The sequence below is a fragment of the Janthinobacterium sp. PSPC3-1 genome (assembly GCF_049896105.1).
In the GTDB taxonomy this organism is placed as follows: domain Bacteria; phylum Pseudomonadota; class Gammaproteobacteria; order Burkholderiales; family Burkholderiaceae_D; genus Janthinobacterium.
This window is the reverse complement of sequence record NZ_JAFCTQ010000001.1, coordinates 460,838-486,691: the sequence shown is the minus strand read 5'-3', so window position 1 is coordinate 486,691 and position 25,854 is coordinate 460,838. Positions and strand designations below refer to the sequence as shown.

Genomic DNA, 25,854 nt, shown 5'->3' with positions numbered 1-25,854 from the left:
ATTAATGTGCATCCTTGGAAAGCGTGACGGCTGGCGCCGTCGCCGGGGTGCTTGGCGTGGTCTTGTCGTCGGACTTCGAGAAGAAGCCGCGCACCAGCACGAAGAACACCGGCACGAAGAAGATACCGAGGAAGGTGGCCGACAGCATCCCGCCCAGCACGCCGATACCGATGGCGTTCTGGCTGCCCGAACCGGCGCCGCTGGAAATTGCCAGTGGCAACACGCCCAGGCCGAAAGCGATCGAGGTCATCAGAATAGGACGCAGGCGCAGGCGCACCGCGTGCAGGGTCGCGTCCAGCAGCGACATGCCCGATTCCTGCATTTCCTTGGCAAACTCGACGATCAGAATCGCGTTCTTCGCCGACAAGCCCACCACCGTCAGCAGACCCACCTGGAAGTAGACGTCGTTCGACAGGCCGAACAGCCAGGTGCCGAGCACGGTACCGATCACGCCCAGTGGCACCACCAGCAGCACCGAGAACGGAATCGACCAGCTTTCATACAGCGCGGCCAGGCACAGGAACACGATCAGCAGCGAAATGGCGTACAGCTGCGGCGTTTGCGAGCCGGACTCGCGCTCTTCGAGCGAGGTGCCGGTCCACGACAGGCCGATGCCAGGCGGCAGCTTGGCGACCATTTCTTCCATCGCATTCATGGCCGCGCCGGTGCTTTGGCCAGGCGCCGGCGTACCGAGGATTTCCATCGACGGCAGGCCGTTGTAGCGTTCCAGGCGTGGCGAAGCATAGATCCACTTGCCGGTGGCAAAGGCCGAGAACGGCACCATTTCGCCGGCGGTATTGCGCACGTACCACTTGTTCAGGTCTTCCGGCAGCATGCGCGAATTGGCTTCGCCCTGCATGTAGACCTTCTTGACGCGGCCGCGGTCGATAAAGTCATTCACGTACGCACTACCCCAGCCGACGCTCAGCACGCGGTTGATCTCGTCGATCTTCAGGCCCAGCGACGTCGCTTTCTGCTGGTCGATGTCGATCTTGTACTGCGGCGTATCTTCCTGGCCGTTCGGACGCACGCCGACCATGATCGGGTTTTGCGCGGCCATGCCGAGCAGCTGGTTACGCGCCGCCATCAGGGCGTCATGTCCCACGCCGCCCGTGTCTTGCAGCTGCATGTCGAAACCGGTGGCGTTACCCAGTTCCAGCACGGCTGGCGGGGCAAACGTAAACACCATTGCGTCTTTCAGCTGCAGCAGCGCGCCCATGGCGCGGCCCGCGACGGCGGAGGCCTTGGCGTCGCCGGCCTTGCGTTCGGACCAGTCTTTCAGGCGCACGAAGGCGATACCGGTGTTCTGGCCATTGCCGCCGAAGCTGAAGCCGGCCACCGCAAACACGGAAGCGACGGTGGCTTTTTCATTCGTCATGAAATGCTTTTCGACCTGCTTGATGACGCCCAGCGTACGCTCTTGCGTGGCACCGGTCGGCAGCTGGATCTGGGTGAACAGGATGCCCTGGTCTTCTTCCGGCAGGAAGGAGGTCGGCAGGCGCATGAACACCAGCACCAGCGCCACCAGCAGCACGGCATACATCAGCATCGAACGCAGGCGGTGGGTGATCATGCTGCCCACGAAGCCCTGGTATTTTTCGCTGCTGCGGTCGAAACTGCGGTTGAACCAGCCGAAGAAACCCTTGTTGGTGGCGTGATGGCCTTTTTCAACCGGTTTCAGGATGGTGGCGCACAGCGCCGGCGTAAACACCATCGCGACGATCACCGACAGCACCATCGACGACACAATCGTGATGGAGAACTGGCGGTAAATCACGCCGGTCGAACCGGCAAAGAAGGCCATCGGCACGAACACGGCCGACAGCACCATGGCGATACCGACCAGCGCGCCGGTAATCTGCGTCATCGACTTGCGCGTCGCTTCCAGCGGCGACAAGCCCTCTTCGCTCATCACCCGCTCGACGTTTTCCACCACCACGATGGCGTCATCGACCAGGAGGCCGATCGCCAGCACCATGGCGAACATGGTCAGGGTATTGATCGAATAACCGAAGGCGTTCAGGATGCCGAAGGTACCGAGCAGCACGACCGGCACGGCCATGGTCGGGATCAGGGTGGCGCGGAAGTTCTGCAGGAACAGGTACATCACCAGGAATACCAGCACCACCGCTTCGACCAGGGTTTTCACCACTTCTTCGATCGACAGCTTGACGAATGGCGTGGTGTCGAACGCGACCACGGCTTTCATGCCGGCCGGGAACTGCTTGCCCAGGGTATCGACCATGGCCTTGACGGCGGTGGCGGTATCGAGCGCGTTGGCGCCGGTGGCCAGCTTGATGGCGATACCGGTGGCGGCATTGCCGTTGTAGCGGGCGACCGTGTTGTAGTTCTCGCGGCCCAGCTCCATGCGCGCCACGTCTTTCAACGTCACTTGCGCGCCGCTGGTGGTGGTTTTCAGCAGGATCGCGCCGAACTGCTCGGCGGTCTGCAAGCGGCTTTGGGCCGAGACGGTGGCGTTCAGCTGCTGGCCAGCAACAGCTGGCGCGCCGCCCAGTTCACCGGCCGATACTTCGGCATTCTGCGCCTGGATCGAGGTGATGACGTCGGCCGGGGTCAGCTGGAAGCTTTGCAGCTTGGCCGGATCGAGCCAGATGCGCATCGCGTACTGCGAACCGAACAGGGTCACGTCGCCGACACCGGGCACGCGGCTCAATGGGTCGACCACGTTGGCGGCCACGTAGTCGCTCAAGTCGGTCTGGTTCATGCTGCCGTCTTCGGAGATGAAGCCGAACACGATCATGAAGTTTTTGGTGGCCTTGGCCACCACCAGGCCCTGCTGGGTGACAGCGGTCGGCAGCAGCGGCGTGGCCAGTTGCAGCTTGTTCTGTACCTGCACCTGGGCGATGTCGGGATTGGTGCCGTTGGTAAACGTCAGCGTGATGCTGATGCCACCGGTCGAATCGCTGGACGAGGACATGTAGCGCAAGCCATCGATGCCCTTCATCTTTTGTTCGATGACCTGGGTCACGGCGTCTTCCACCGTTTTGGCCGAGGCGCCAGGGTAGGAGCCGCTGATCGAAATCGACGGCGGGGCGATGCTTGGATACTGCGCAATCGGCAAACTGAGGATCGAGATTATGCCGGCAAGCATGATCACGATCGCGACCACCCAGGCAAAAATCGGGCGGTCAATGAAAAAACGGGCCATTAATATTCTCCTGAATTATTGGGCGCTGGCGGCTGGTGCTGACGCGGCTGGTGCTGCACCCGGTGCGGCTGGTGCGCCACCGGCGGCGGCAGGCGCAGCGGCAGGCACGGCGACGGCAGGCGCGCCCGGCTTGATTTTCTGCAAGCCTTCCACGATCACGCGGTCGCCGGCGGCCAGGCCGGACGTCACGATCCAGCTGGTGCCGGAGGTGCCGTTGGTGGTGATGATGCGCTGCTCGACCTTGTTTTCCTTGTTCAGGACCATGGCGGTGGCTTCGCCCTTCTGGTTGCGCGAGACGCCCACTTGCGGCACGGTGATGGCTTTGTCATCGATACCCGTTTCCAGCTGGGCACGCACGAACATGCCTGGCAGCAACTCGCCTTTCGGGTTCGGGAACAGCGCGCGCAGCACCACGTTGCCGGTGGTCGGCTCGACGCTGACGCCAGCGAACTGCAGCTTGCCCGGTTCGCTGTACTTGGTGCCGTCCGGCAAGATCAGATTGACCTTGGCCTGGCCGTCGCCGGCTTTCTTCAGGCTGCCGTCGGCCAGCTGGCGCTTCAGGCGCAGCAGGTCGGTGCTCGACTGGGTCACGTCGACATAGATCGGATCGAGCTGCTGCACTGTCGTCAGCGCTTCGGCCTGGCCAGCCGTCACCAGCGCGCCGGCCGTCACGGTCGAGCGGCTGGTGCGGCCGCTGATCGGCGCCGTCACGGTGGTGTAGCGCACGTTGATATTGGCCGATTCCAGCGCCGCAGTGGCCGCTTCCACGTCGGCCTTGGCTTGCTCGTAGGTAGCGACGGCATCATCGTATTCCTGGCGGCTGACGCCTTCGATGGCCACCAGTTCCTTGTAGCGCGCGACTTTCGGACCGGAAGTGAGCAGGTTGGCCTTGGCCTTGGTCAACGCGGCCTTGGCCGAATTGTAGGACGCCTGGTAGCTGGCCGAATCGATCTGGTACAGCGGCGTGCCGGCTTTCACATCGGCGCCTTCGACAAACAGGCGCTTCTGGATCAGGCCGCCCACTTGCGGACGCACATCGGCCACTTGATACGCATTGGTCCGGCCGGACAGGTCGGCCACCATCGGCAACGCAGCCGGATTAACAGTAAACACGACAACCTGCGGCGCTTGCTGCGGCGGAGGCGCGGCCTGTTTTTTACTGCAGCCGGCCATGATTACAGTGGCGCACAGAACGGCAATAGCGCCGCTCGTACGCGGCGACGTCAGGGAAAATGTTGGTTGCATCTTGGACTTTCTGAAAAAGAAGCGGGCTTAGTGTCGTTAGAAATGAGGTAATTTATTAACGCAGATCAAAGAATGAACGATCATTCTAAAATGGTCAAGCAGATTTACAATTGATACATGGAAACTTTTTGATTTCATTGACGCATCGATCCGGCAAGGACGCGGTCACCGCTGGGCTTGCTTTGCGTCAAGCAAGGCTGGCGGGCGACGATAAAACGGCAAGGCGAAGAAGTGGTTGCTGCAGCTACTGTATCAGGGTCGTGCTTTCTTTGCTTGCCAGCATGGCAAGCGTTGCGGCGGCGCAAAAAACATGCAAATCGGCATGGTTATTTACCAATGGTATTGAAAAGACATGCTGCGGCGAATGCGCTACCATATTCACCGGCCCTGGACAGACAGGCCGCTTCATGACGGCCGAGGCAGCATGCCAGGCCGGGAAAGCGAACGGCGATGACGACACCGGCACCCAAGCAGGCACAGGCGGCGCAGGCGGCGCAGCCTGCGGCAGCCCCACGCTCGACCGGCGTGGCCGGCCTTGACACCATCCTGGCCGGCGGCCTGGTGCCCGATCGCCTGTACCTGCTCGAAGGCGAACCGGGCACCGGCAAGACCACGCTGGCGCTGCAATTCCTGATGGAAGGCGTGCGCCTGGGCGAACCGGTGCTGTACATGGCGCTGGCCGAATCCGAAATCGAGCTGCGCGGCGCGGCCCTGTCGCACGGCTGGGACCTGGCCGGCATCGGCATCGAGGAAGTGGCGCCCAGCGACGACATGCTCGACCCGGACCGCCAGTACACCATCTTCCACCCGTCCGAGATCGAACTGGCCGCCACCAACCAGCGCATCCTGGCGGCGATTGACAAACACCGGCCGGCCAGGCTGGTGCTCGATTCGCTGTCGGAATTGCAGTTGCTGGCGGAAAACCCGCTGCGCTACCGGCGCCAGGTGGTGGCGCTGAAACAATACCTGGCCAGCCGCCACTGCACCACCGTGCTGATCGACGACCGCTCGGCCCTCGACGACGGCTTGCAGGTGCGCAGCGTGGCCCATTGCGTGATCTCGCTCGAACTGCAGAACCAGGCGTACGGCAATGACCGGCGCCGCGTGCGCGTGGTGAAATACCGCGGCGTGCCGTTTCGCGGCGGCGCGCACGACTACAAGATCGCCAGTGGCGGGCTGGTGGTGTATCCGCGCCTGGTGGCGGCCGACAGCCGCAGCGAGGCCGGCCGCGTCAGCCTGTCGAGCGGCGTGGCGGAACTGGACGCGATGGTCGGCGGCGGCCTGGAAGAAGGCATGAGCACCCTTATCTCCGGGCCGGCCGGCAGCGGCAAATCGACCCTGGCGGCGCAGTTCGTGCACGCGGCCACCTTGCGCGGCGAACCGTGCGCCATGTTCCTGTTCGAAGAAGCGCGCGGCAAGCTGCTCAACCGCACCGACAGCGTGGGCATGCGCCTGCGCGAGGCGATGCAGAACGGCTTGCTGCGCGCCCAGCAGATCGACCCGGCCGAGCTGACGCCGGGCGAATTCGCCCAGGCCGTGGTCGATGCCGCCGAACGGGGCGCGCGCGTGATCGTCATCGACAGCCTGAATGGCTACATGAACGCGGTGCCCGACGAACGCTTTCAAAGCACCTATCTGCACGAACTGCTGAACTACCTGAGCCATCGCGGCGTGGCCACCTTGCTGGTGGGGGTGCAGCAGAACATGATCGGCACGGCCATGACCACCTCGGCCGACGCCAGCTACCTGGCCGACAGCGTCATCATGCTGCGCTATTACGAAACGGAAGGCGAAGTGCGGCAAGCCATTTCCGTGTTCAAGAAGCGCGGCAGCGCGCATGAGCGCAGCATACGCCGCTTCGAGATCGGCCCGCAGGGCATCCGCATCGGTCCGCCGCTGGCCGGCTTTCACGGCATCCTGTCGGGCATGCCCACCGTCGGCGGCACGCCCTTCCCCTAGGACCGGCCATGGAACAGCGCATCCTGATCCACGCGCCGGCCGGCCAGGATGCCGCCCTGGCCGTCAAGGTATTGGCCAGCGCGACCATCGACAGCCTGGCGTGCCACTCGGTCGGCGAACTGGCGCAGCAAATGAGCCTGGGCGCGGGCGGCGTATTGACCGTGGAGGAAGCCCTGCATGCGGGCGCCTGGCAGGTGCTCAACGATTACGCGCAGCAACAACCTGACTGGTCCGACTTGCCGATCCTGCTGCTGACGCGCAGCGGCCAGGACTCGCTGCCGCTGCGGCAGGCGATTTCCACCCTCGGCAACCTGACCCTGCTGGAACGCCCGGTGCGCGCCCTGACCCTGATCACCTCGGCTCATGCCATGCAGCGGGCCCGTGCGCGCCAGTACCAGGTGCGCGAAAGCGCCCGGCGCAAGGATGAATTCATCGCCACCCTGGGCCACGAACTGCGCAATCCGCTGGCGCCGATCCGCACCTCGGCCGCCCTGCTGAACCGGCTGTATCCCGGTTCCGAACAGATCGGCAAGGTCAGGGACGTGATCGAGCGGCAGGTCACGCAACTGATGCGCCTGGTCGATGACCTGCTCGACGTGGCGCGCATCACCAGCGGCAAGGTGGCATTGCAGCGCCAGGATGTGCTGCTCGAGCAGGTCATCGGGCATGTGGTGGAGCTGTGCCAGGAACCGGCCAGTGCGCGGCAGATCGCCCTGGCGGTGGACTTGCCGCCGCACCCCGTGCTGCTGCACGCCGACTATGCGCGCCTGGTGCAGATCTTCGCCAATATCGTCTCGAACGCCATCAAGTTCACGCCGCCGGGCGGGCGCATCGATATCAGCGCGCAGATGGCGGGCGAGCAATTGCAGGTGAGCGTGGAAGACAATGGCATCGGCCTCGACGCTGAGGCAATTCCGCGCATCTTTTCCATGTTCGAACAGAGCCGCACGGTGTCGGGCCAGCTGGCCAGCGGCCTGGGGATAGGCCTCAGCCTGTCGCGCCAGTTTGCCGAAATGCACGGCGGCAGCGTGCAGGCGTATAGCGCCGGGGCGGGACAAGGCAGCCGCTTCGTGGTGACCCTGCCGGCCAGGGAGATGCCGGTGCCGCCAGCCGAAGCGGTGACCGCGGCCAGCGCGGCGAACGCGCCCGCCTGCGCCGCCCTGCAAATCCTGGTGGTGGACGACAACCGCGATGCGGCCGACGCGCTGCAAACCATGTTCCAGCTCGATGGCCATGCGGCAGCCGTGGCCTACGACGGCCAGCAGGCGCTGATCCAGGTCGCGCTGGCCTGGCCGCGGCTGATCGTGATGGACCTGGGCATGCCGGGCATGGATGGCTATGAAACGGCGCGCCAGATACGCCAGCTGGCCAACGGGCGCGACTGCCTGATGATCGCGCTGACGGGCTGGGGCCAGGGCGACGCCCGCCAGCGCACCGTTGAGGCGGGCTTCGACTTCCACCTCACCAAGCCGGTCGACTATACGGCGATTGTCGCGCTGCTGGAGCGGCACCTGGCTGGCGCATCACCGAACTGAAGCTTATTTCCACTTGCCGCGCAAATCCTGGACTTTTTGCTGCAGCAACTCCGGCGTGGCGTCCTCGGGCGCCACCGGCACGCCGACGGCCAGCGACAGGCGCGAGCGCAGGCCGGCCTTGAAGGCGCGCTCGAACAGGTGGCCGTTGCGGTGACTGAGCAAGTGGCCCCACAGGCCGCGCAGCGCCAGCGGGATCACCGGCACCTTGCTGCGCGCCACGATCTTGGCGATGCCGCCCTTGAACTCGCTGATCTGGCCGGTGCGGGTAAGCTTGCCCTCCGGGAAGATACACACCAGGTCGCCTTCATGCAGGGCCTGGGCGATATCGACAAAGGCGCGCTCCATCAGGAAAGGATCATCCTTGGCCGAGGCAATCGGGATCGCCTTGGCGGTGCGAAATAGCCAGCCCATCAGCGGCATTTTGAAAATCTTGTGGTCCATCACGAAGCGGATCGGGCGCGGGCTGGCCGCCACGATGACGATGGCGTCCACATAGCTGACATGGTTGCATACCAGCACGGCCGCGCCTTCGGCGGGAATCCGTTCGCCATTGACCACTTTCACGCGGTGCACGGTCTGGATCAGGATCCAGGCCAGGAAGCGCATCAGGAATTCCGGCACCAGCGAGAAGATATACGCCGCCACCAGCGCGTTCAGGATGGCGGTAACCAGGAACAACTGCGGAATGGTAAAACCTTGTCCCAGCAGCACAATGGCCACGCCGGCCGCCGCCACCATGAACAGGGCGTTGAGGATATTCATGCCGGCGATCGTGCGCGAAATATGTTTCGGGTCGCAGCGGGTCTGGATCAGCGCGAACAGCGGCACGATAAAGAAACCGCCGAAGACGCCGATCATGACGATATCGAACAGGATGCGCGGCACGCCGGCCTGGCTGACAAAGGCCAGCGCATCGACGATCTGCGTATTCGCATAGGCATTGCTGGCAAAGAACAGGTCGATGCCGAACAGCGACAGGCCGATCGAGCCGAACGGCACCAGGCCGATCTCGACCTTGTGGCCGGACAATTTCTCGCACAGCAGCGAACCGGTGCCGATACCGACCGAAAACACCGTCAGCAGCAGCACGAACACGCTATGGTCGCCATGCAAAAAGTCTTTCGAATAGACGGGGAACTGGGCCAGGATCAGCGCGCCATAGAACCAGAACCAGGAGTTGCCCAGCATGGCCAGGAAGACGGGACGGTTCTTGCGCGAAAAATTCAGGTTGCGGAACGATTCGGCGACGAAATTGATGCTGATCTTCAGGTCCGGCTCGGGCGCCGGCGTGCGCGGCACGCGGTAGCTGGCGATCAAACCAAAAATGGCGACGGCGATCGTCGCGCCGGCCACCAGCTCCACGCCCAGCGGCTTGTGCACGATCAGCACCGCGCCCAGTATCTCGCCGAGCAGGATGCCGACAAAGGTGCCCATCTCGATCAGGCCATTGCCGCCAACCAGTTCCTCGGGTTTCAGCTGCTGCGGTAAATAGGCATATTTGACGGGGCCGAACAGGGTCGAATGGATGCCCATGCCGACCACGGCCGCCACCAGCAGCCACAGGGTGTGCGTCATCCAGCCGGCGGCGGCGACCGCCATGATGGCCAGTTCCATCCATTTCACGAAACGCGCCAGGCCGGCCTTTTCGAATTTGTCGGCCAGCTGGCCGGCGGTGGCCGAGAACACCACGTAGGGCAGGATGAACAGGCCGGGGATCAGATTGGTGATGGTGGACGGATCGAGCGTGGTCCAGCTCAGCGCATCGTAGGCCAGGATCACCATCAGCGCCGTCTTGAACAGATTGTCGTTGAAGGCGCCAAAGAACTGGGTCCAGAAAAACGGCCCGAAGCGGCGCTGCGACAACAAGGAAAACTGGCTGCTCTGACTCATGGCGTGGAAATGGGAAGTGAACGAATTGCTAAAATACAGCACTATCCTGCGCACGACAATCTGAATGTCGTGGTATTGCTTCCAATCAATACCGGCCAGGGCCGGACATTACATGCTGGCCACTTCTTCGGAGGAATTGCCACATGGCTATAAGAAAACCCCGTTTCTTGATAATAAGGTAAGGTGCGCATACATCGGGTGCCTCCTCCTGTTGCGCCCTGTCCTGCCAGGAAAGCCGACCTATGTTTGTATTGATACCGCTGGTATTGCTGGGCTTGTTGATTACCGCCTTTGTCGTCGCCATGAAAAGCCGCCGCAAAGTGGCCGAGCTCGAAGCCGTCACGGCGCGCTTGCGCCGCGAAGTCGACAGTATCCAGGAGCGCCTGACCGTGCTCGATCCAGGGCCTGCCATGGCGCGCAAGCACGCCGAAGCGACGGTGGAGGCCAGGACCGAAGCCAGGGTGGAACCGGCCCCACCAGCCGAGGCCGCGCCACCGGTGCCGATACCCGTGCCTGCGCCTGTGCCTGTGCCACCGGCGATTACCATTTCGCTCGACAAGCCCACACCGCGGCCCGCTCCCGAGCCGGCGCCACTGCCGCCGGCAGCTCCTGCGCAGCCCGCCAAACCCGTCCCGCCGGCGCCGGACCTGCCAAATACCCCGGCCTGGGTCGCCCCTGGCAACGAGCTGTTTGCCAAGGCAAAAGCCTGGCTGTTTACGGGCAACCTGGTCGCCAAGCTGGGCTTGCTGATTTTGTTCCTCGGCGTCAGCTTCCTGCTCAAATACGTGTCGGCCCAAGTGACCTTGCCGATCGAGCTGCGCCTGGCCGGCATCGCGCTGGCCGATATTGCCCTGCTGGCCTGGGCCTGGCGCATCCGCGTGGCGCGCCCCGGCATCAGCCTGCCGCTGCAAGGCACGGCGTTGGCGATACTGATGCTGGTCACCTTTGGCGCCTTCCGCCTGTACGAACTGATGCCGGCCGGCCTGGCCTTCGTTTTGCTGTTCGTGCTGACCGCCTTTACCTGCCTGCTGGCGGTGCTGCAAAACGCTGTCTGGCTGGCCGTGTTCGGCATTATCGGCGGCTTTGCCGTGCCGATCCTCGTGTCGACCGGCGGCGGCAGCCATATCGGCCTGTTCAGCTATTACGCGCTGCTCAACGCCGGCGTGTTTGCCATCGCCCTGAAACGCGCCTGGCGCGTGCTGAACGTGCTGAGCTTCGGTTTTACCTTCGTGGTCGCCACCGCCTGGGGCCTGCTGCGCTATACGCCGGAAAACTATCTGTCGAGCCAGCTGTTCCTGATCCTGTTCGTGCTGTTCTATGTCGGCATCGCGATCGCCTACTGCGCACGCCAGGCGCCGCGCCTGAAGCACTACGTGGACGGCACGCTGGTGTTCGGCACCCCGCTGGCCGCCATGGGCCTGCAGTATGGGCTGGTCAAGGACCTGCATTTCGGCCTGGCGTTTTCGGCCCTGGTCGCCGGCCTGTTCTATACCGGCCTGGCGCTTGCCCTGTGGCGCCGCCACAGCGGCCACTTCAAATTGCTGGCCGAAGCCTTCCTGGCGCTCGGCGTCGTGTTCGGTACTTTGGCGATTCCGTTTGCGCTCGACGGCCGCTGGACGTCCGCCGCCTGGGCCCTGGAAGGCGCCGGCATCGTCTGGGTCGGCCTGCGCCAGCGCCAGCCGCTGGCCTGGGCTTTCGGCCTGCTGGTGCAGGCCGCCGCCTGGCTGTCCTTCCTCGGCATCCTGGCCGACATGGATACGCCGACCGCGCTGCAATCGAACCTGTGGCTGGGCTTCTTGCTGCTGGCCGCCGCCGCCCTGCTGATGGCGATCAACTTCCGCCGCCAGCAAGGCGTCGTGCACGCCAGCCTGGAACCGGAACTGATGCAGGGCCTGTCGGTGGTGTTCCTGACCGGCGCCACCGCCTGGCTGCTCGGTGGACTGTGGACCGAAATCCTGCTGCGCACCGACGCCATCACGCAGCTGAACCTGCTGACCGTCAGTGCGCTGGCAGTTGCCGGCGGCCTGTTCTGGCTGGCGCAGCGCCTGCAATGGACGGTGCCGCGCTTGCTGCTGCTGGTGGTGCAACTGCTGGCCGGCATCGTGTTGCTGCTGCGCATGGGCCTGGAATGGAATGAGCACCCAAGCAACCTGTTCCACGGCACCTTTGTCAGCGCGCTGCTGCTGGGCGCCGCGGCGCTGGCGAGCAGCTGGTTCACGCAACGCCAGGCGCGCGTGGAAATCAATGAAAAACTGTCGCTGGCCGCGCTGCCGCTGCTGCAATGGAGCGGCCTGCTGTGGTTTGTCGGCATCCTGTTCCCGCTCACCAGCTGGCTGCTGCGCCTGGTCGATGGCAAGGGCAGCATGCATCCGCACGCGGGCGAACACTGGCTGGCGCTGTACCTGATCCTGGTCAGCATCGCCACGCCGCTGTTCGCGCTGCTGGCGCGTCGCCTGGCCTGGCCGCAGCTGCGCTGGTTTACGCCGGCCGTCTGGATCGGCCTGGGCCTGTGGAGCGCCAATATGCTGATGGCCCTGTATGTGCGCGAATACCTGCCGACCGGCCTGTCCTGGCTGGCGCTGGCCTGCATGCTGGCCAGCGGTGAATTCATGCTGCGCACCTGGTCGCGCGCCGGCTGGCGCATCGAGCTGCGCGTGCTGCGCCTGCTGCATACGGTGCGCATTGCCGGCCCATGGCTGATGCTGTGGCCGGTGGGCGCGATCCATATCGACGCCTGGCTGGCTGGCCAGGGCGACGCTGTCAGCCCGGCCTGGTCGCGCTATCTGCCGGCCTGGGCCATGATGCTGGCGCTGGCCTTGCTGATCCGCCGCTGCCGTGCCGGTGGCTGGCCGGTGGCGCCGATCGCCGGCTGGTACCAGCACACGCTGATACCGCTGGGGGCAGCATGGTCGCTGGTGCTGATCGCCATCTGGAACCTGATCGACAACGGCGCCATGGCGCCCCTGCCCTATCTGCCTTTGCTCAATCCGCTCGACATCAGCAGCGGCTTTGCCATCCTGCTGGGCATTGCCGCCTGGCGCCTGCTGCGTGCCGGCCAGCCGCTGTGGCTGGACCAGTTCCAGGCGCGCGTGCCGGTGGTGGCCGCCTGTTTTGTCTATGGCTGGTTCAACCTGCTGCTGCTGCGTACGGTCTCGAACTACATGGGCGTGCCCTACGAATTCGATGACCTGATGGCCTCGCAGTTCGTGCAAGCCATGCTGTCGCTGGTGTGGAGCATTACCGCCCTGCTGCTGATGCGCCATGCGGCGCGGCACCAGCGGCGCCAGCAATGGAGCCTGGGTGCGGTGCTGCTGGTGCTGGTGGTGCTGAAACTGTTCCTGGTCGACCTGTCGAACGTGGGCGGCATCGCCCGTATCGTGTCGTTTGTCGGCGTCGGTTTGCTGATGGTCTTGATCGGCTACCTGGCGCCGTTTCCCAAGGCCGAGACCATGATGGAACCAACAGCGGAGGGGACATGAAACTGAACTTGCTGCCATGCGCGGCGTTGATTTGCGGCACGGCGCTGGCGCAAGCCACGCCGGACCATCCGTCCAGCTACGGCTGGAGCATGCCGGTGGCCGTGCAGGCCGGCGCCGGCGTGGCCCGCTTGCCGCTACCCAGGGAGGTCTACCTGCACGCGCGCACCGGCAACCTGGCCGATGTACGGCTGGTCGACAGCGACGGCCAGCGCCTGCCGTTCGCCATCAGCACGCCGCCAGCGCAATCGAACACCCAGCGCAGCAGCATCGCCGCGCGCATCTTCCCCGTGACGGGCAGCGCGGCGGGCGGCGGCGGCTTGCAGAACGTGCAGATCCGCACCGGCAGCGACGGCCGGCTGCTGTCGGTCAGCGCCAGTGCCGGGACCGGGACAGCCGCGGCAGGCAAGAGCCTGCAGGCGCTGATCCTCGATATCGGCCAGCAGGCGCCGGGCAGCCGCATCGGCGCGCTGCGCTTTGCGCCGCCCGCCGAAGCCGGCGACTACAGCGCCCAGGTGCTGCTGGAAGTGAGCGACGACCTGAAGCAATGGGACGCGGTTGGCACCACGACCTTGAACTGGCTCAGCAACAGCGACACGCAGACGCTGGCCAACGACAGCATCGTGTTCGCGCCGCGCGCCTTCCGCTATGCGCGCCTGAGCTGGCAGGACGGCCAGCCGCTGCTGTTTGCGTCCATCGCGGCGCAGGCCGTCAGCGAGACCGAGGCGGCGCCGCCGCGCGCCGCCATCGTGCTGCAGGGCGTGGCCGGCAAGCAGCCCGGGGAATGGGTGTACGCCACGCCGGTCGCGATTCCCGCCGACAGCATCGCGCTGCAGTTTGCGCAAGCGAATGTGGTGCTGCCGGTGACCCTCGGCGTCTATCGCCAGAGTACTTACGTGCCGCAGCGCCGGCTGCATCTGCACCAGCAAACGCGGCCGCGGCCATCTGCGGGCGCGTATTTCGACCCGCTCCTGAGCACCAGCTTTTACCGCATCAGCGACGCCGGCAAGGAAAGAGTGTCGGGCGAACTGGCCATGCCGGTGGTGCAGACCACGCAATGGGTATTGCGCCCGCAGACCGAAGGCACGGCGCTGCCGGCCACCGCCCCTGTCCTGCGCCTGGGCTGGACGCCGGAAACGCTGGTGTTCCTGGCCGGCGGCAAGGGGCCGTACCGCCTGGTGTTCGGCAAGGCCGACGCCCAGCCGGCGGCTCAGCCGCTGTCACAAGTGGCGCCCGGCTACCGCGATGGCGAATTGCAGGCGCTGCCGATTGCCACCGTGGGTACGCTGACGGCGCTTGCGGGGGCCGCCGATGCCGCGCCCGCCAAGGCCGGCACGGGCGCGCCATGGCGGATGGCCGCGCTGTGGGCCGCCCTGCTGCTGGGCGTGGGCTTGCTGGGCTTTTTTGCCTGGCGTTTGCTGTCGCAGATGAAGGAAGAGCAACCGCCGCAATAAACCCTACTGGCGCAGCAGCGCCTTGAAGGTTTGCGGCATCCATGGCCGCGCCGCCAGCATGAAGCTGATCGCCAGCCGTTCCTCGCCGGGCAGGCGCGCGTCTTCCTGGTGCAGGCGCGAAAACTCCACCGCCACCTGCTGCAGCCGTTCCAGCAGCGCCGCCGTGGATTTTTTCGACAGCATCACGTTCACCAGGCGCAGCAGTTCGCTGTCGCCATCGAACTGCGAGTTCAGATAATCGTCATAGGCTTCCTGCTTGAAATACGCATGGATCGGGCCATTCGGTATCCACGCAAACGTGCGCGCCACCAGCAGCTTGACCCTGTTGTTCGGCAGCAGTTCCAGGAAACCGATCTTGTCCAGGCGCAGCAAACAGCTGACCGCCTGCGCTTCGCTGATGTCGTAGATGGCGGTGATCTGTTCCAGCGGCAGCAGATTGAGGGCCGAGACGGCGACGATGAACAGCCTGGTGTCTTCGATGATTTCCTTTTCCTGCGCATAGGTCAGCCCCGTGATCAGGGTCGGCGCCGCTTGCGCCGCCTGCACGGCCAGCGCCAGCTGCTGGAAATCGCTGTCGATGGCCACCAGGATCTGCTCCATCCGCTGCAAGGTAAATTGTTTGAGCGAAAACATGCGTTTGACGCTGGCCTCGGACACACCTATCCTGCGCGCCAGTTCGGCGTAGGTCACGCAGCGTGCCTTGAGCAGGCGCTTGAGGGCTTCGATCAGGGCGTGGGTTTGCTGCATGGCCATCCTTTGCTTGATAAAGAACAACATGGTATCAAAAAGTGATACCCGCAGTATGGCCGCCCACTACGAGTAGCATTTTGATTGACCAAATAGCGGCCATCGACAATGATGACGTTGCCAATTGGCACACATGAAGGAGACATCGATGAAGCTGACCAACAAATACCTGCTGCCCTTTTACCTCACCCTGGCGCTGTCGGCCACGGTGCCGGGCCTGGCCCATGCCGATGGCTCGCGCAATCTGTCGCGCGGCTCGGAAGCGCTGAGCGAAGGCTCCGCCGTGGTCGTGGGCGGCACGCTGTCGATGCTGGCCGGCTCGGGCGCAATCGTTGTCGCCAGCGTCGAAACAGTGGGCGAAGGCATCGTGGTGGTACTGAAAAGTGCGTCCGAAGCGGGCGGCGCCTCGATCCGGATGAGCGCGAAAGCGGCCGAAGGCCTGTCGCTGGCGGCCGGCACCGTGGTCAGCGTGGTGGCCCTGTCGACCGGCCATATGCTGGTGCTGTCCGGCAAGGCGATCGCCTTTATCCCGAACGAAGTGGGCAAGACCCTGATCCATCATTCAAAGGTATGACACCATGAAACGCCTGACGATACTCGTTTTCAGCCTGCTGCTGGCCGGCGCCGCCCATGCGGGACGTTCCTGCGAAGAAAAACCGACCGACGCCAATACGCTCGTCAAATCGATGGCGCTGGCGCAAAAAACCTGGCAGGCGCTCGACGCCTCGGGCGCGCAGGTGGCGCTGGTGGCGCGCGCCGGGCAGGACCTGTCGAAATACCAGCTGCGCTATTCGCACATGGCGCTGGCCTGGCGCGACCATCCGCAGGGACGCTGGCTCGTGGTGCATGAGCTGAACGAATGCGGCACGGCGCAATCGTCGCTGTACAACGAGGGACTGGGCAACTTCTTCATGGATGACGTGTTCATGTATGAAACGCTGATCCTGATCCCCAGCCAGGAAATCCAGCAGCAACTGGCGCGCCTGCTGACGTCGAACACGCCCAAGCGCCTGCATGAGGCGCACTACAATATGCTGGCCTACCCGTTTTCCACCAAGTACCAGAATTCGAACCAGTGGGTGCTGGAAACCCTGGCCGCCGCCAGCAATGAACCGGGCAAGATCGAAACGCGGGCCGAAGCGCAAGGCTGGCTGCGCAGCGCCAGCTACGCGCCGCAGACGCTCAGCATTCCCGCCGCCACCCGCCTGGGCGCGCGCATGTTCCGCGCCAATATCGCCTTTGACGACCACCCGTTCGAGCGCCGCATGACGCGCCAGATCGACGTCGTCAGCGTCGACTCCATCGTGCGCTTCATGCGCCAGCGCGAACCGCAACTACAGGAAATCGTGGTGCGCGGCGACTAGCCAGGCGCCAGCGCCAGCGCCGCCCTGCGCAATTGGGGCGGCTGCGCCAGCGGTGCCGCACTGCACAGCACGATGGACAACTCGGCATGGGCCAGCGCCACGCAGCTGGCCGCCTCGCCAGCCGCAGCTCCCAGCTTGTAGCGCGCCTCGTATTCGCTCCAGCGCCGGTAAAACGAGACCACCTGCTCCGCATGCGCCATGGCCGCCAGTCCCTCGGCAACCGCGTCGCCAAAGGCCTGCCGTGCCAGCGCCGGCAGGTCTCTTTCCTGATCCATTACTTCGATATCGAGCCCCACCGCAATCTGTTCGCTCAGCGTGCAGGCGATCCAGTGCCCACTGTGCGACAGGCTGAAATGGGGCGCGCCCGCCGGCGCCAGCGGCGCCTGCCCGGGCCGCTCTTCCAGCACGATGGATGCGGCCGGCAGAGCCAGCGCCTGGCCCAGCAAGGTGCGCAGCAAGGCGCGCCCCAGCAAAAACTGGCGCTGGCGCTGCGGCCGCATGAAACGCCGGTAGCGCGCCAGTTCCTGTGGCGACAGCCAGGATTCAAACCCGGGAAGCAAGGCATCGTCGATGCTGCGCGCATCGAGCAGCCAGATGCTGGCCTGAACGCCGATCAATCGAATCCTGCAAGCACTTTATAGCTGATTTCGGTGTTGGTAGCGCTCAGCACTTCCAGTCGCGCGCCCTTGTAGCCCACGATCATGGATTCCGACAAATCATAAGCCACGTCATTATTAAATGCCGGACGGGCGACATTGCGTTGAAATTCGCGATAACCGAGCGTAATTCTGTTACCGATCCGGCCGCTGTAGATCAATGTGCTCTGGAAACTCGCCATCTGGTAATTGGTCGTCACGCCCATTACATAATCAAATTTTGCACACGGTGCGCGTCCGATACAGATGGATCCATCTTTGCTGAACAGATGGATTTTATTGTGTTTCACGGGCAAGCCAACAGCACTAGTGATCAGCACGCCACCAAAAGTCTGATATTCATCCTTGTCTGCAATTTGCGAGTAAGTACCTTTGCGAACGATAAACTCGCCAATCGGCTGATCCTGCGCCAGTATCATTGCACGCGTTTCCACGGCATCGCTTTTTGTCAGCATCTTCTCGCCGATGCCGATGGTTGCCACGGTGCCGACCTGCGGCAAGGTGGTCTGGTATGCCGTGTGCTCGACTGGCCGGCTTTTGCATCCGGCGAAAGCTGCCACGCACAGTGCGACAGCGGCTAATTTAAAACCTGGCTTCATATGGATCTCCATGGATTAGCTCCGATTCATTTCATGATCAGGAGGATTTTTGCTTGGCAATTCTCAGCAACAAACGATGACCGATACTATTGGTCCAATTAAAACTGTTTTGCAGTACCACAATGCCTGTCCGGCTTTTCACATCCAGACCGATATAGCTGGAATAACCTGCCACGAAACCAACCTGGTAGGTAATTTTATGGCCATCGATATCGTCCACCAGCCAGGCCAGCGCCGCCGCTTCCAGTGGCCGGTCTACCCTGACATGCAGGGTATCCTGCAATGCGCGGTCCAGCAGCGCATTGCCGCTGCCTTCAATATTGATTTTTGCATAGCGCAACAAATCATTTGCCGTCGAATACAAGGCTGCCGAACCGGTCAGGACATCGGTAAATTCCCAATCCGGCGCTTCGCTTCCCCGCCGCATGAATTTCGGCTGGTCGCCGACATGGCCATGCGCGCGCGTGGAAAAACCGGGCAGCTGCTGCGGACGATAGCCGGTACTGTCGAGCGCCAGGGGACGCAAGATGGTTTCCTGTACCAGCGCATCCATCTTTTTACCGGTATGCAGCTCCAGCACATGACCCAGCAGGCCATAGCCGATATTGGAATACATCGGCGTGCTGGTCGCTGGCGCATTGAAATCGGCCAGATAGGCCACCAGATAGTCACGGTCGAAATGCCGGTAGAAGCTCTCGCCCGTAAAGAGATATTCGACAAAATACAGCAAGGTTTGCGGCGTGAATGGCTGACGCGGCAAGCCGGAGGTATGCGTGACCAGCTGCAGCAAGGTGATCTTGCGTGCGGAGGGACTCAATGGTGTACCGGCAGGTAATAACTTCTCCAGCGTGTCATCCCATGCAAAGACACCCTGCTGCACCAGCACTGCCGTCGTCGCGCTCAAAAAACCCTTGCTCACCGAGCCGACGGCAAACAAGGTATCGCCATCGGGCTGGCGACCGCCGATGGCATGTTCCGTGGTGCCGTAGCCAAAACACTGCACACTGCCATCCGGCAATAAAACGCCCACCACCAGGCCGGGCGTGGTTCCGCCATCGATCAGCGGCCGTGCCAGCGCATCGACTTCGGCCCGCAGGTCGCCGCTGGCGGCGTAGCGCTCCGCCGACACCTTGTCGGCGTCGATTTCCATGCGCGACAAGGTGCCGCAAGCGGTCAACATGGCCAGCATCAGCAGCACACTTGCCCGCATCAGATTCATGGCCGGTAACGCTTGAAAATCAGCGAGGTATTAATCCCGCCAAACGCAAAGTTATTCGACATCACGTAATCGCAGTCGATGGCGCGGCCCTCGCCGGCGATATAGTCGAGCGCCGCGCATTGCGGGTCGACGTCCTGCAGATTGATGGTCGGCGCAAACCAGCCTTCGCGCATCATCTCGATGCTGATCCATGCTTCCAGCGCACCGCAGGCGCCCAGGGTGTGGCCCATGTAGCTTTTCAGGGAGCTGATCGGCACCTGGCCGCCGAATACCTCGAAGGTGGCTTGCGACTCGGCGATGTCGCCCTGCTGCGTGCCGGTGCCGTGCGCGTTCACGTAGCCGATGTCGGACGGCTGCAGGCCGGCGTCGGTCAGCGCCAGCAGCATCGCCTGGCGCATGGTGGCGGCGTTCGGCTGCGTCACGTGGCAGCCGTCGCTGTTGGTGCCGAAGCCCACCAGTTCGGCGTGGATGGTGGCGCCGCGCGCCTGGGCGTGTTCGAGTTCCTCCAGGATCAGGCAGCCGGCGCCTTCGCCGATCACCAGGCCGTCGCGGCTGGCGTCGAACGGGCGCGGCGTCGTGTGGCCGGCGTCGTTGCGGGTGCTGGTGGCGAACAGGGTGTCGAACACGGCCGCCTCGGTGGCGCACAGTTCCTCGGCACCGCCGGCGATCATCGCCAGCTGCTTGCCGCCGGCGATCGCCTCGTAGGCATAACCGATGCCCTGGCTGCCCGAGGTGCAGGCGCTCGACGTGGTGATCACGCGCCCGGTAACGCCGAAGAACACGCCGATATTGACGGGCGCCGTATGCGCCATCATCTTGATGTAGGTAGTGGCGTTGATGCCCTTGGTGGTGCGCTCCTCCATCATGCGGCCGAAGTCGCCGATGGCGCTGGGCGTGCCGGCCGAGGAACCGAAGGAGATGCCCATCTGCCCGCCTTTGAGCAGCGGATGGTCGAGCAGGCCGGCGTCCTGCAGCGCCAGTTCGCTGGCGCGCGTGGCCATCAGCGCGATGCGGCCCATGCTGCGTACGGCCTTGCGGTGATAACGGTCGTTCAGTTCGAACGGCGCGGCCGGTGCGCCCAGCTGCGTGTTCAGCCCCTCGTAATCGGCCCACTCGGCCATGCGCACCACGGCGTTGCGGTACTCGCCCAGGCGCTGGCGGATGGCCGGCCAGTCATTGCCAACCGGGCTGATGCCGGCCATGCCGGTGACGGCGACGCGGCGGCTCATGCCATGCCTCCGTTGACGGAAATGACCTGGCGCGTGATGTAGCCGGCTTCCGCGCCGACCAGGAAGCTGACGGCGGCCGCCACTTCCTCGGGCGTGCCGACGCGGCGCGCGGGGATCATCTTCAACGCTTCGTCGAGCGGCACCTCGCTGATCATATCGGTCTCGATCAGGCCCGGCGCCACGCAGTTGACGGTGATGGCGCGCTTGGCCAGTTCCAGCGCCAGCGCCTTGGTCGCGCCGATAATGCCGGCCTTGGCGGCGCTGTAGTTGACCTGGCCCCGGTTGCCGATCAGGCCCGAGACCGACGCCATGGTGACGATGCGGCCCGGTTTGCGGCGCTGGACCATCGGCATCACCAGCGGGTTGAGCACATTGTAGAAACCATCGAGATTGGTCTGCAGGACGATGTCCCAGTCCTCGCCCGACATGGCGGGAAACGCATTGTCGCGCGCCACGCCGGCGTTGCATACCACGCCGTAATAGCAGCCGTGTGCGGCGATATCGGCTTCCAGCGCGCTTGCCGCCGCGGCACGGTCGCCGATATCGAATTGCAGCACGCGCGCGGCGCGTCCCATCGCCACGATCTGCTGCGCCACCGCCGCCGCTTCGGCGCGGCCGCTGCGGCAATGCAGCACCACGTCAAAGCCGTCGCGCGCCAGGCGCAAGGCGATCGCCTTGCCGATGCCGCGCGACGATCCCGTTACCAATACACTGTTACTCATGCTGCGCTCCATTCGAACTCTCTTGCAGAAATTGTGTTGCATTCTCGGGCTGGAACACCGTCACCGTCGCCTGCGCCAGCACGACGCCGGCGGCCTCGATGCGGCATTCAAAAGCGCCCAGCCCATTGTCGCCCTGCAGCGCCCGGTGCACATGCACCTGCAGCACGCTGCCCTCGCCAAACAGTGGCAGCTGCGCCTCGTAGCGGCGCGCGCCCAGCAAAAAGCCGATCTTGACCGGTGCGCCGGCCTGGCGCGCCAGATACCCCGCGTGCGCGGCGATCGCCTGCGCCATGTATTCGATGCCGATCCAGCTGCCCACGCCATTTTCCTGCGCATCGTAAAACACGCTGCGGGCATGGATGCGCACCTCGGCGCACAGGTTCTCGGCGTCGGCCGACACCACTTTGTCGAGCAGGCTCATGGCGCCGGAGTGCGGCACCAGGTCATCAATATCCGGAAAACTCATGCTCCCCTCCCCAGCAGCAGCGCGGCGTTCGAGCCGCCAAAGGCAAACGAATTACTGAGCGCCCAGTCGATCGGCCGGCCCAGGCGCGCACCGGGCAAGGCCAGGCGCAGCGGCGGCAAGGCGGGATCGAGCGCACCATCGAGCAGGTGCGGCGGCAACAGGCCCTCGCGGTTGTCAAGCTGCATCGCCAGCCAGCACAGAGCCGCTTCGATGGCCGCCGCGGCGCCCAGCGCATGGCCCGTCAAGGGCTTGGTCGAGCTGGCGTAGACCTGCCCGCCGAACAGGTCGGCCACCACGCGCGCTTCCATCGCGTCGTTCTGCTGCGTGGCGGTGCCGTGCAGGTTAACGTAATCGACCTGCGACGCCTGGACACCGGCACGCGCCAGCGCCTGCTGTATCGCCAGCCGCGCGCCGCCGCCTTGCGGATCGGGCGCCGACATATGGTGGCCGTCCGACGATTCGCCCCAGCCGCGCAGGGCGACCGCGGCCGGTTCCTTCGTCATCAGGAACAGCGCCGCGCCCTCGCCGATATTGATGCCGTCGCGGCCCTCGCCCAGCGGATTGCAGCGCTGCGCGCTGACCGAGGCCAGCGCGGAAAAGCCGGCCACCGTAAAGGCGCACAGGGTATCGACGCCGCCCGCCAGCACGGCGTCGCACAAGCCCATGCGCAGCAGGCGCGCCGCGCTGGCCATTGCCTTGGCGCTCGACGAGCAGGCGCTCGAATGGACCCAGGCCGGGCCATCGATGCCCAGCTCCTCGGCCAGCATCAGGGCCGGCGAACCCATCTCCTGCTGGCCGTAATGAAATCGTTCGGGCAGGTCCTGGCCCGCTACATGGGCGCCGATTGCGCCTTCCGATTCGAGGATGCCCGAGGTGCTGGTGCCGACCACCACCGCCACGCGGTGGGCGCCATAGCGCGCGATGGCCTGCTCGACGGCCGGGCGGATCTGCGCCAGCGCGGCCAGCGCCATGCGGTTGTTGCGGCTGCGCGCGGGCGCCGCGTGATGCGATACCGAAGGCAGCGCCGCATCGACCACGCCCAGCGGCAGCTCGCGCCCAGGCGAGTGGCTCGCGGTGGGCGCCACGCCGCTGTCGGCGGCAAACAGGCGCGCGCTTACCTGCTCGCGCGTCTTGCCCAGCGCGCAGACGACGCCGCAGTGATTCAGGTAGACGGTCGGCGCAATCATCATTGGCTTTCCGGTGCGTTCTGTATCGTCAACCGATAACGGTAGCGCAGGTTGTCGAGCACCACCGTGCCGCTCCAGCGCGGCATGGCGCTGTAGTCGATCACGGTCACGGCCTCGCCGTCCAGCAGCAGGGTGCGGCGCAAGCCGCTGTCCTCGATGCGCCAGCCGGCCGGCAGCGCTTGCGCGATCGCCTCGCGCGGCCACAGGGTCAGCTGCATGTCTTCCAGCACGTCCTCGGCGCGCACCTGCGCCGGCAGCATCACGTGGCGCCACGAGGTGACCTCCTTGCCGTCGTAATGCAGCGACAGCACGCGCTGGCCGAAGGCCAGGCCCACCAGGTCCAGGTGCGTGGGCTCCACTTCCAGCGCCGCATCGAGTTCGTCGATGCGCCCCGCCCGCTCGACGCGCAGATGCTGCTGCACGCTGACCGTCGCGCCCAGCGCCGCCGGCGCCAGTTTCAGGCCCAGGCGGGCCGGAGCCGAAGGCGGCGCACTGGCGCAGCCAGCCAGCGCCAGCAGCATCGAGGCCGCCATTACATGTTTCACAGCCATCAGGCCACTCCTGCGGCATCGGCCGCGTCAGGTTGCTCAGGTAGGTCAGGGGCGACAAAGCACGGCGACAGCAGCCATACCAGCGCCGTGCCGATCAGCATGGTCAGGCCGAATGCCTGCAGCGCCGCCGTGTGGCTCAGGGCCAGCAGGCCGAAAGACAACAGGGTATTGGCGGCAGACAGGCCGACCGCCAGCCACGGCGTATGGTTGCGCTGCTCGGGATGCTCCTGCATGAAGATGCCGTAATCGACACCGACGCCCAGCAGCAGCATCAGCGCCAGCACATGGAACAGCTGCAGCGGCTGGCCCAGATAGCCCAGCAAGGCCAGCGCCGCCAGGCTGGCCAGCGCGGTCGGCGCCAGCACGCGCCAGGTACGGCGGCCGTAGCGCGGCATCAACAGGCCGAACACCACCAGGTAGGCGCCCAGCACCACCGCGCCCATGTAGATGCGGTAGCGGCCCAGCACCGATGAAATCTCGGCCACCTTGTCGACCCACTGCACGCCTGGCATGCCGGCGCCGGCCTGCGCCAGCAGCGGAATGGCCGCATATTGCATGCCGCGCAGGGCGACGATGGAGGCGTAGCCGCCCTGTACTTCACCCAGCCACAAGTGGCGCCACGGTTCGCTGGCCGGCACTTTCAGAAAGTCGTCGATGAGCAACGGTGCGCCGGCCTGCGCCAGCTGCGTACGCACTTGATCTGCCCATGCCGGGTCCTCTTCCACCGACCGCGCCAGCAGGTCGAGCGCGCCGCCCGGTTTCAGGATGGTGTCGTCCAGCAGCGCGCGCCGCGCCTGCTGCGATTGCAGCGACGGCACCCAGTTCGACATCGCCTGCACGCCAGTGAGGTGCCGCTGCTCGATCAAGGGCTGCAGGCGGCGCTTCAGCGCTTCCTCGCGCCGCAGCACGGTTTCGGCACTGTCACCGCGCACCAGGTAGAACTGCACCGGCGTCGGCGCGTCGAGCAGCTTGCTCAGTTTCAGCTGGTCGCGGATCAGATGCGCGGGCGGGGTCTGCAGCAGCCGGATATCGTCATTGACGCCCAGGCGCGCCATGCCGGCGCCGGCCAGCACCGCAAACGCCAGCACGCTCAGCAGCGTGGCGCGATTCGCGCGCACCTGCGGCCAGTACGCGCGCACGGCGCCATAGCGGCGCACCAGCGCGCCGCTGCGCAAGCTGCCGCCCCGCACCAGCATGGGAAACCAGAACACCACCGTCAGCCACGCAAACACCAGGCCCAGCGCGGAAAACACGGCCATGTGGCGCAGGCCAGGGAAAGGCGTCAGCGCCAGTCCCATGTAGCCGATCACCGCCGCCAGCAGGGTCAGGCACAGCCCCGGCAGCAGCCGGCGCAGCAAGGCGCGCGAATCGAGCGCGGGATCGGCGCCCAGCCGGTTGCACAGGAAATAAATACCGTAATCCTGCGCCACGCCGATCAGGCTGGCGCCGAACACCAGCGTCATCAGGTGCAGTCGGCCGAACAGCAGCCAGCACACCGACAGGGCGCCCAGGCAGCCGATGCCGATCGACAGCAGTATCAATGAAATCGGCTTGACCGAGCGGAAGGTCAGCCAGGTCAGCAAGATGATGCCGGCCAGCGAGCCCAGGCCGATGGTCGACATTTCGCCGGCCGCCTGGCTGCTGGCGGCGGCCGCATGCAGGATCACGCCGGCGCTGATGATCTCCACGTCAGGCACCGCCTGGCGCGCCGCCGCCTGCGCCTGCGCCAGCAGCGGCAGCACGGTTTCCTGCGCCGCCAGCGAAAAGGCCGGCACGGTCAAGGTCATCGGCAGCAGCACATACTGGCGCGCGCCGTCGGCGACAAACAGATGGCCGTCGCGCGGGCGCACCGGGGTTTCCTGCGCGCGCTCCTGCACCCAGCCGCCGAACAGGCCGAACGGGTCGTCCTGCCAGGCGCCCAGCTTGGGGCCGCCAAATGGACTGTAGAGCTGGCTCAGGGCCGAGTCGCGCCAGAACGCCGGGGGTTCCTTGCCCAACTGCGCTTCCTGCAGCGCCGTCAGCAACGTCAAGCGGTGCTGCCGGAACAGCGCCAGCCAGTCGTTCTGCGTCTGTTCGTCGATTGGCGTCGCCGCGAACAGGCCGGCGTGGCGCGCCAGCACCGCGCTGTAGGCGTCGGCCGCGCGCTTGGCGTCGTTCCAGTCGGGCGCGCCGACCAGCACCACCAGGCGCTGCTGGGCCGCGTCGACCATGTGGGTGAACGACGCCTGCAGCACCGGGTCGCGCTCCTGCACCGGCAGCAGCGCCAAGATGTCGGTCTCGGGCGCGATGCGCTTGACGCCCCACAGATAGGCGTTATGCGCCAGCAGCAGCGCCACCACCAGCGCCCAGGCGATGGCCAGCAGGCGGCCCTGGTGTTTCAGGAGCT

The 25,854-nt window shown here is 65.0% G+C and carries 19 protein-coding genes; 6 read left to right on the top strand and 13 right to left on the bottom strand.

Annotation, left to right across the window (positions count from 1 at the left end; genetic code table 11):
* Nucleotide 1: 1 nt before the first annotated feature.
* Nucleotides 2–3,169: an efflux RND transporter permease subunit gene (locus ACP7B7_RS02150; RefSeq protein WP_308925235.1), complete on the bottom strand. Its 3,168-nt coding sequence runs from the start codon at nucleotides 3,167–3,169 to the stop codon at nucleotides 2–4.
* Between the two features lie 15 nt (nucleotides 3,170–3,184).
* Entirely contained in the window at nucleotides 3,185–4,414 is a 1,230-nt protein-coding gene (locus tag ACP7B7_RS02145) for an efflux RND transporter periplasmic adaptor subunit (protein ID WP_426075596.1), read from the bottom strand.
* 450 nt (nucleotides 4,415–4,864) lie between these two features.
* On the opposite strand from ACP7B7_RS02145, the gene ACP7B7_RS02140 reads away from it, so the two are divergent.
* Both ACP7B7_RS02140 and ACP7B7_RS02135 read left to right on the top strand, forming a co-directional pair.
* A complete protein-coding gene (locus tag ACP7B7_RS02140) occupies nucleotides 4,865–6,373 on the top strand; it encodes an ATPase domain-containing protein (protein WP_426075595.1) in 1,509 nt (502 codons plus the stop codon).
* Between the two features lie 8 nt (nucleotides 6,374–6,381).
* Nucleotides 6,382–7,908 (top strand): hybrid sensor histidine kinase/response regulator, encoded by a 1,527-nt coding sequence (locus ACP7B7_RS02135; protein ID WP_426075594.1) that lies wholly within the window; start codon nucleotides 6,382–6,384, stop codon nucleotides 7,906–7,908.
* 3 nt (nucleotides 7,909–7,911) lie between these two features.
* Here ACP7B7_RS02135 and ACP7B7_RS02130 read toward each other — a convergent pair whose 3' ends face one another.
* A complete protein-coding gene (locus tag ACP7B7_RS02130) occupies nucleotides 7,912–9,798 on the bottom strand; it encodes an MFS transporter (RefSeq protein ID WP_426075593.1) in 1,887 nt (628 codons plus the stop codon).
* 242 nt (nucleotides 9,799–10,040) lie between these two features.
* Here ACP7B7_RS02130 and ACP7B7_RS02125 point away from each other — a divergent pair, with 242 nt between their 5' ends.
* Both ACP7B7_RS02125 and ACP7B7_RS02120 read left to right on the top strand, forming a co-directional pair.
* Nucleotides 10,041–13,277 carry a DUF2339 domain-containing protein gene (locus ACP7B7_RS02125; RefSeq protein ID WP_426075592.1) on the top strand — a complete coding sequence of 1,079 codons (3,237 nt, stop codon included), beginning with the start codon at nucleotides 10,041–10,043 and terminating at the stop codon, nucleotides 13,275–13,277.
* Nucleotides 13,274–14,728 (top strand): DUF3999 family protein, encoded by a 1,455-nt coding sequence (locus ACP7B7_RS02120; RefSeq protein ID WP_426075591.1) that lies wholly within the window; start codon nucleotides 13,274–13,276, stop codon nucleotides 14,726–14,728. The genes ACP7B7_RS02125 and ACP7B7_RS02120 overlap by 4 nt, the downstream gene beginning before the upstream one ends.
* A 3-nt stretch (nucleotides 14,729–14,731) precedes the next feature.
* On the opposite strand, the gene ACP7B7_RS02115 is transcribed toward ACP7B7_RS02120, so the two are convergent.
* Entirely contained in the window at nucleotides 14,732–15,475 is a 744-nt protein-coding gene (locus ACP7B7_RS02115; protein WP_426075590.1) for a helix-turn-helix domain-containing protein, read from the bottom strand.
* 148 nt (nucleotides 15,476–15,623) lie between these two features.
* Between ACP7B7_RS02115 and ACP7B7_RS02110 the strand changes: the two genes are divergently transcribed.
* Complete coding sequence (locus ACP7B7_RS02110; protein WP_426075589.1) at nucleotides 15,624–16,049, top strand: hypothetical protein; 426 nt, start codon at nucleotides 15,624–15,626, stop codon at nucleotides 16,047–16,049.
* Between the two features lie 4 nt (nucleotides 16,050–16,053).
* On the top strand, nucleotides 16,054–16,839 hold the full coding sequence (locus ACP7B7_RS02105; protein ID WP_426075588.1) for a DUF2145 domain-containing protein: 786 nt from the start codon (nucleotides 16,054–16,056) through the stop codon (nucleotides 16,837–16,839).
* On the opposite strand, the gene ACP7B7_RS02100 is transcribed toward ACP7B7_RS02105, so the two are convergent.
* From ACP7B7_RS02100 to ACP7B7_RS02060, 9 genes are read right to left on the bottom strand one after another with little or no spacing between them, the layout of a single operon-like run.
* Nucleotides 16,836–17,456: a 4'-phosphopantetheinyl transferase family protein gene (locus ACP7B7_RS02100; RefSeq protein WP_308925224.1), complete on the bottom strand. Its 621-nt coding sequence runs from the start codon at nucleotides 17,454–17,456 to the stop codon at nucleotides 16,836–16,838. The two genes, ACP7B7_RS02105 and ACP7B7_RS02100, sit on opposite strands and share 4 nt — an antisense overlap.
* Nucleotides 17,453–18,094, bottom strand: a complete 642-nt coding sequence (locus ACP7B7_RS02095; RefSeq protein ID WP_308925223.1) for a hypothetical protein — start codon at nucleotides 18,092–18,094, stop codon at nucleotides 17,453–17,455. Before ACP7B7_RS02095 ends, ACP7B7_RS02100 begins: the two co-directional genes overlap by 4 nt.
* 37 nt (nucleotides 18,095–18,131) lie before the next feature.
* Nucleotides 18,132–19,313, bottom strand: coding sequence for a serine hydrolase domain-containing protein (locus ACP7B7_RS02090; protein WP_308925222.1), 1,182 nt, complete (start codon nucleotides 19,311–19,313; stop codon nucleotides 18,132–18,134).
* Nucleotides 19,310–20,542, bottom strand: a complete 1,233-nt coding sequence (locus ACP7B7_RS02085) for a beta-ketoacyl-ACP synthase (RefSeq protein WP_308925221.1) — start codon at nucleotides 20,540–20,542, stop codon at nucleotides 19,310–19,312. Before ACP7B7_RS02085 ends, ACP7B7_RS02090 begins: the two co-directional genes overlap by 4 nt.
* Nucleotides 20,539–21,264, bottom strand: coding sequence for a 3-oxoacyl-ACP reductase FabG (gene fabG, locus ACP7B7_RS02080; protein ID WP_308925220.1), 726 nt, complete (start codon nucleotides 21,262–21,264; stop codon nucleotides 20,539–20,541). Before fabG ends, ACP7B7_RS02085 begins: the two co-directional genes overlap by 4 nt.
* Complete coding sequence (locus ACP7B7_RS02075; RefSeq protein WP_308925219.1) at nucleotides 21,257–21,730, bottom strand: hotdog family protein; 474 nt, start codon at nucleotides 21,728–21,730, stop codon at nucleotides 21,257–21,259. The genes fabG and ACP7B7_RS02075 overlap by 8 nt, the downstream gene beginning before the upstream one ends.
* Nucleotides 21,727–22,920: a beta-ketoacyl-ACP synthase gene (locus ACP7B7_RS02070; protein WP_426075587.1), complete on the bottom strand. Its 1,194-nt coding sequence runs from the start codon at nucleotides 22,918–22,920 to the stop codon at nucleotides 21,727–21,729. Before ACP7B7_RS02070 ends, ACP7B7_RS02075 begins: the two co-directional genes overlap by 4 nt.
* Nucleotides 22,917–23,468 carry a DUF3261 domain-containing protein gene (locus tag ACP7B7_RS02065; RefSeq protein WP_426075586.1) on the bottom strand — a complete coding sequence of 184 codons (552 nt, stop codon included), beginning with the start codon at nucleotides 23,466–23,468 and terminating at the stop codon, nucleotides 22,917–22,919. The genes ACP7B7_RS02070 and ACP7B7_RS02065 overlap by 4 nt, the downstream gene beginning before the upstream one ends.
* Nucleotides 23,468–25,849, bottom strand: a complete 2,382-nt coding sequence (locus tag ACP7B7_RS02060) for an MMPL family transporter (RefSeq protein ID WP_426075609.1) — start codon at nucleotides 25,847–25,849, stop codon at nucleotides 23,468–23,470. The genes ACP7B7_RS02065 and ACP7B7_RS02060 overlap by 1 nt, the downstream gene beginning before the upstream one ends.
* Nucleotides 25,850–25,854 lie beyond the last annotated feature (5 nt).